Origin of the sequence: Nodosilinea sp. LEGE 07298 (assembly GCF_015207265.1) — a bacterium.
Taxonomy (GTDB): Bacteria; Cyanobacteriota; Cyanobacteriia; order Phormidesmidales; family Phormidesmidaceae; genus Nodosilinea.
The window spans coordinates 1-5704 of record NZ_JADEXE010000364.1 but is presented as its reverse complement, the minus strand read 5'-3'; the positions used below and the strand labels follow the sequence as shown (position 1 = coordinate 5704).

At 57.3% G+C, this 5704-nt stretch carries 4 protein-coding genes and 1 pseudogene; 3 read left to right on the top strand and 2 right to left on the bottom strand.

The window, feature by feature from the left end:
• On the top strand, positions 1–379 hold a 379-nt coding region (locus tag IQ273_RS29360), incomplete at its 5' end, for a RodZ family helix-turn-helix domain-containing protein (protein WP_194026650.1).
• Positions 380–397: 18 nt separating this feature from the next.
• Here IQ273_RS29360 and arsS read toward each other — a convergent pair.
• A complete protein-coding gene (arsS, locus tag IQ273_RS29355) occupies positions 398–1402 on the bottom strand; it encodes an arsenosugar biosynthesis radical SAM (seleno)protein ArsS (protein ID WP_194026649.1) in 1005 nt (334 codons plus the stop codon).
• Positions 1403–1689: 287 nt separating this feature from the next.
• Here arsS and IQ273_RS34130 point away from each other — a divergent pair, with 287 nt between their 5' ends.
• On the top strand, positions 1690–1872 hold the full coding sequence (locus tag IQ273_RS34130) for a hypothetical protein (RefSeq protein WP_228054136.1): 183 nt from the start codon (positions 1690–1692) through the stop codon (positions 1870–1872).
• A 116-nt stretch (positions 1873–1988) separates the two neighbouring features.
• Here the strand turns inward: IQ273_RS34130 and IQ273_RS29350 are convergent, their stop codons facing one another.
• Positions 1989–3914 carry a diguanylate cyclase gene (locus IQ273_RS29350; RefSeq protein ID WP_194026648.1) on the bottom strand — a complete coding sequence of 642 codons (1926 nt, stop codon included), beginning with the start codon at positions 3912–3914 and terminating at the stop codon, positions 1989–1991.
• A gap of 419 nt (positions 3915–4333) precedes the next feature.
• Between IQ273_RS29350 and IQ273_RS29345 the strand changes: the two are divergent.
• A pseudogene (locus IQ273_RS29345) lies at positions 4334–5704 on the top strand (endonuclease MutS2); the annotation flags it as partial.

Here is a 5704-nt window from a genome sequence, read left to right as displayed (position 1 = left end):
ACCTCGGCCCGACGCCATTTCGGCCCGCCCCCAAACAGCGGCGACCCCAGCCTCCTCAGCCCGCTTTTCTGAGCAGCGCCACTATATCCATGAAACGCTGGCCAAAAAGCTGCAGGCTAAGGCCGATTTTGCGGCCATACAGCAGGCCAGCCTGCAAAAAGTTGGGGCTTATCTAAAGCAAATTCGGCAGGAAAAATCGATGTCGCTAGACGATATTTACCAGCAGACGTTTATTCAGACTTATACCCTGAGAGCGATCGAGACCGGCAATTTGCAGCAGCTGCCAGAGCCCTTTTACATTCGCGCTTTTATTCAAAAATATGCTTTAGCCCTGGGATTAGAAGGGGGAACCCTGGCGGCAGACTTCCCCACGCTGTAACTTTTAGATTTGACAGCTCTAGGTCAGAGCGCCGCCGCAGCTTGATCCGGCCCCAGCCGTACAGCCGTAGCAAAAAGGGCGCGTCTGTATTTCTGTAATCAGATCGAGCGAGTTGGCGACCAGCAGATCGGCTACGGTCAGGGGCTGGCCGCTGGGTGCTGGGCAGGGTACGGCTTCCATCTGGTTAAAATCGCAGTCGTAGAGAATGCCGTCGTAGTCGACCGAGAGCTGGTTTCGGCACATTAGGTTGGGCACGGTAGCAGGGTTGTGGTGGTCGGCCAAAAAGCGCAGGTAGGGCCAGTAGAGGTCTTTGCTGTGCAGGTACTGCTTTACCCGACCAATGGGCAGGTTGGTGATGGTATAGAGGTGGTTGAAGACGATGTCAAAGTGCGATCGCAGGTATTCCTCATAATTGACCTGTAGCTCGGCCTGGCTGGGGGTAAGTGAAAACTCAGCACTGCGGGGCACGGGCGGGTTATAGACCAGGTCTAGGCCCAGAGCGGGGTCGTGGCCGTAGCCCAGCTGATTGAGCCGCTGCAAGGCTCGAATCGACTCGGTGTACACGCCAGCTCCCCGCTGCTTATCGACATTGTCTTCGAGGTAGCAGGGCAGCGACGCCACCACCTGCACTTGTTGGCGAGCAAAGTATTCGGGTAAATCGTCAAAGCCCGGCGCAAAAAAGATCGTCAGGTTCGATCGCACTATGACTGTCTTCCCCAGCCCTCGTGCGGCCTCTACCAGGGGGCGAAAGCCGTAGTTCATTTCGGGGGCACCACCGGTCAAGTCGACGGTAGTAATTTGCGGGAATCGGCGCATCAGCTCAATCAGCTGGTCGGTCACCGCTGGTGACAGCTCTTCAGTACGGTGAGGACCAGCCTCGACGTGGCAGTGGGTACAGGCCAGATTGCACTTACGGCCCAGGTTTATTTGCAGCACGCTGATTGGCAGTTTCGTCAGGGGCTGATCGAGCCGCTGCTCAAAGGGGGTAACAGTAGCAGCAGGAGACGGGGGAGACTGGACCATGAAATCTATGTCAGTAAAACAGCATTGGTAATACGATTACCGGGTCGGCTTAGATATAGCCATAGTCACGTTGGTTAGGACATCCAGAAACCCTATGAACGTTCAAACGTTTGAACGTTCATAGGAGACCTGTCTTAACCAGACTGGCCACAGCTATAAAAGCCAGGCGTGCCGTCTGTACGAAGGCCGCTTCTTGTCATTAGAACTCAAAGGGCTGAAAATAGCCTGAGAATAGCATTAGCGCTCGTCTTCATTCTGCCAGGCTAAATTTGGCCAGGTATGGGCTAATGGGTACACTTGAGAAGATATTTTGCGGCGACCATAAAATCTCTGCCTGTTGGGCTACCCGAACAGGTTTCCCCCGCCGCGTTGATCAATCGTTTGTGGACCAGATGCAGGCAGGGCTGACCCAGCGATCGATTGTGGCCGCCATTGTGACTCTGGGCCATCAGATGAGGCCAGAAACCTGAAACGTCAGACCAGATCGATTAGCTGCGTCATTGGGCGATCGCCTGGGCCAGGGGCTGTTTTCGCAGGCCCTTAACATCGACTAAGCCACCGCCAGCTTGGTCCACCAGGGGGCGAGTTAGATTTGACCGAACTCAGTCGGCAGCGGCTCTCCGGTTACCCTAACCTGGTCTCGGCCATGGTTTTTGGCGGCGTAGAGAGCATCATCGGCTAGCTTAATCAGCTGGGCGGGGCTACCGCCGCTGGCGGGTAGGGTGCTGGCCACCCCAAAACTCATGGTGACAATCTTGGCCACCGCCGACCCTTCGTGGGCTATCCGATGACCGCGAACCAGCAGGCGAATGTCTTCGGCCACAGTTTCGGCTCCCTTGAGATCGGTGTTAGGCAGCACCAGCACAAACTCCTCACCGCCGTAGCGGGCAACCAGGTCGCCGGGCCGTTTAGCGGCTCGGTTGAGGGTGCGAGCCACCAGTCGCAGACAGTTGTCGCCAGCCTGATGACCATAGCGATCGTTGAAACCTTTAAAGCTGTCGATGTCAGCCATCACCAGCGATAAAGGACCATTTTCACGGCTCATCCGTCGCCACTCTCTGTCGAGGCATTGCTCAAAACGGCGGCGGTTGGCGACCTGGGTGAGACCGTCAAGGTAGGCCATACGCTTGAGCCGCTGGTTGGCCACGGTTAGCTCGCGGTGCATCTTAGCCTGCTGAATGGCGATGCCCACCTGGGTAGCCAGGTTTTGCAGCAGCCGCACATCGGGGGTGCGCCAGGTTCGCGGCGATCGGCACTGGTGGGCAATCAGCAGTCCCCACAGGGTTTGATCCTCTAGCAGAGGCACCACTATTTCGGCCTGAATTTGAAAGTATTCTAGAAACGCTAGCTGGCTAGGGGGCAAATTTTGGGTGTAGATATTTTCGACGGCCAGCCCACGCCCGGCCCGGTAGTGGGCCAAAAACTTTTCGCCTACTGACCAGGGGTCACGCAGCGACCAGCCCAGCATAGGCGGGTAGGCACCAGACTGTGATTCTTGAATCACCTCGCCGCTCATATCGGCCCCACACTGGATCACAATGACGCGATCGGCCTCGATAAACGTCTGTACCGAGGTGACGGTTTGCGCCAAAATGCTGTCTAAGTCGAGCAGATGCCGAATGCGCTGGGCAATTTCGGCGACCAGCCGCTCCCGCTGCGACTGGAGCTTTATTTCGGCTTCGGCCCGCTTTTGATCCGATATATCAAGGGTGACTCCAGCCAATCGGGGGGCGTGTTCGCCGTCATCAAACACCTGGCCTCGGGCCGACAACCACCGGGTCTGACCATCGCGGTGCAACACTCGAAACTCAACGCCGTAGCGCTGTTTGAGCTGAATGGACTGCTGCAGGGCCTGGTGTACAGCAGCCTGATCGTTTTCGTGCAGGTAGGTAAAGAGGGTGTCGTAGCTGCCGTCAAACTCACCTGGGGCCAGCCCCAATAGCCGCTCTTGCTCATCCGAAATCACAATGGTTCCCTGGGCCAGATCCCAGTCCCAGGTCCCCATTTGGGCTCCCTGGAGAGCCAGAGCTAGCCGCTCTTGCTGCTGCTGAAATAGGGCAGAGGAGTAGTGGCAAGCGGTAAGCTCGGCCCGGCTAGTTGAGGTCGTTTCAGCATCGGCGGGCAGGGTACAGAAACCGTCTGGGGTCAGCAGCCCCAGCCAATGGTGAGCCTGATCGACCACGGGGAGGTAGGGCTGCTCGGGGTGGAGGCTGCTAAAGCCTTGAGGCCAGGGCAGGGAGGTCTTGAGGGGGCGCAGCCAGTCGATTGGAGTCATCCAGAGGGCGACTGGGGTCTGGCTAAAGTTGACCTGGTGGGTAGCGGCCTGGGCAGCGTTGTCGTGGCTGAATACCCCTGATAAAGCGTCACTGCGATATACCAGAGCATAGGTTTTGGTGGCCTGGCCCATCGCTTCGATTACCCGGTGCAACGTGTCCTCTGCGTCTACGCAGAGGGGTGAGGGATCAATGGTTGCCGTTAAGGCAGCGGCGTTGACCAGGTCATTTTCAAGCACAGATTCAGGAACCGGAAAGAGTAAGTGTGCGTAAAGGTGCAGAAGAGCGAGAGCCAGTTGGACAATGGCTTGAGTAGTCGATTTAGGGTGGCGAAGCTACTGCCATAGGAGGTAGACGATTGCTGTCTAAAGGATGACCGCTGTTATTGTATGCACATTAGATAAACCTAGAATGCCCTTCGCTTGCTAAGGCTAGGCAATTATTGAGGATTGCTTAACAACTGGCATTGGCAAGGGGTTGCGTATCTTTACCGAAATTGGCTTCGGATTTAACGGTTTTATGCTTCAAGGTCAATCCGTTAGATCACGGTGGTGGAATGCTGCCTCCGACAGTGGAGAGGAGTTCTCTAGGCTAAATTCCTTATACTAATAAGCATGTATCGGCCCTAAACGAGCGTATTTTTCTGTCTGAACTGCCGTTGATTTATCAAGAAACTCTCAACCTGCTGGAATGGCCTCGGCTGTGCCAGCATCTGTCGACTTTTGCCGCCACCAAGATGGGTACGCTGGCGGCCCAAGCGCTGGTGACCCCTGTGAGCCAGGTAGCCAGTCAAGCCTTGCTGGCTCAAACCCAGGAGGCCTACTGGCTAGAGGAACACAACAATGGCCTCAACTTTGGCGGCATTCGCGATATTGGTGCGGCGGTAGAGCGAGCCTACCGCCAGGGTTTGCTGAGCGGTGAGGAACTGCTGGCGATCGCAACCACCCTAAACGGTGCCCGCCAGCTGCGCCGCACCATCGATAGTCAGCCGCCGGACGATCTGCCGGTGCTGCAGGAACTGGTGGCCGACCTGAGTACCCACCCTGATCTGGAGCAGCAGATTTACCACTGCATTGACGATCGCGGCGATGTGACCGACCGGGCTAGCCCTAAGCTGGGGGGCATTCGCGATCGCATTAAATCAACCCGTCAAGATATTCAGCAGCGGCTACAGCGCATTTTGCAGCGCCAGGCCGGGGCCATGCAGGAGGCTTTGATTACCCAGCGGGGCGATCGCTTTGTGCTGCCGGTCAAAGCGCCCCAAAAAGATGCCGTACCCGGCATTGTTCACGATGCCTCGGCCAGTGGGGCCACCCTCTACATTGAGCCCCAGGCCGTGGTCGAGCTGGGCAACCGCCTGCGCCAGCTACAGCGCCAGGAAAAAACTGAGGAAGAGATCATTCTGCGCCAGCTCAGTGATGCGGTGGCGATGGTTTACGACGATCTGTCGGCGCTGCTGGCGATTGTCACCGAGCTAGATTTGGCCCATGCCCGTGCCCGCTACTCGCTGTGGCTGTGGGCAAATCCGCCCCGCTTTATCGAGCCCCACGAGCAGACTACCCTGCGCCAGCTGCGCCACCCCCTGCTGGTATGGCAGCAGCGCCATGAGCAAGGCCCGGAGGTGGTGCCAATCAACCTGCTGATTCGCCCCGACCTGCGGGTGGTGGCCATTACCGGCCCCAATACCGGCGGCAAAACCGTTACCCTCAAAACCCTGGGCCTAGCGGCGCTAATGGCCCGTGCTGGTCTTTACATTCCCGCCCGCGAGCCGGTAGAGCTGCCCTGGTTTGGGCAAGTGCTAGCCGACATCGGCGACGAGCAGTCGATCGAGCAGAGCCTATCCACATTTTCAGGCCACATTCGCCGAATTGGACGGATCTTGGCAGCGCTGGGGAGTGGAGAGAGTGAGAGAGATGAGGAAGGTAAGGAAGATGAGGCGAGTCTCAAGTCGGCTTCTGTAGACTCCACTGCTGCTTCTGACTTGCTACAGGACCAGGAATCGCTCCACCCATCCACCCATCCACCCATC